Source organism: Pseudotabrizicola alkalilacus, from assembly GCF_003443995.1.
Classification (GTDB): domain Bacteria; phylum Pseudomonadota; class Alphaproteobacteria; order Rhodobacterales; family Rhodobacteraceae; genus Pseudotabrizicola; species Pseudotabrizicola alkalilacus.
The window spans coordinates 1-549 of record NZ_QWEY01000089.1; the positions used below are offsets into that span (position 1 = coordinate 1).

General features: G+C 63.4%; 2 protein-coding genes. Both read left to right on the forward strand.

Translation table 11 applies throughout. From position 1 onward, the window contains the following. On the forward strand, nucleotides 1-238 hold a 238-nt coding region (locus D1012_RS22160; protein WP_199489615.1), incomplete at its 5' end, for an RNA methyltransferase. Between the two features lie 135 nt (nucleotides 239-373). Continuing rightward, nucleotides 374-549: CvpA family protein (locus tag D1012_RS23310; protein WP_199489616.1), on the forward strand; the 176-nt coding region annotated here is incomplete at its 3' end.

The following is a 549-nucleotide window of genomic DNA, read 5'->3' on the forward strand; positions in this document are numbered from 1 at the left end:
AGCGGCTCCGAAATCCGCTCCGCCGGCCACGGCCGCGCAGATGGAGTATTTCTTCGGCCATCTTTTTCAGACGCTCACCGACATCGTCTTCCACAAATGCCGCCCGCCCGTGACGATCGAGCAGCGCCTGCGCAAGCTATTTCAGCACGCGAGCCTCGACCAGCGCGAGGTGCGTATCCTGCGCGGCATTTTTGACGATGCGCAGAGAATGGCGAGGATGGTTAAAAGCCGGGATTAGGGAGGAGCCGGGATTCGAGATTGGGGATTCGGGATTCGGAAAATCCGCATCCCGGCACTTTTTTCTTGCGCCAGCGCGAAGACGTCGTTGGCTCTGCCGAATCCCCAATCCCGAATCCCCAATCCCGGCTCCCCCATGAATTGGGCCGACTACGTCATCCTCGGTGCGCTTTGCCTGTCCGTGCTGATGGGCCTGTGGCGCGGCTTCGTCGGCGAAGTGCTGGCGCTGGCGGTGTGGATCGCCGCAGCGTGGGTGGCGTGGACGCTCGGGCCGCATGTCGCCGGCGCGTTGACCGCGGTGACCCTGCCTTC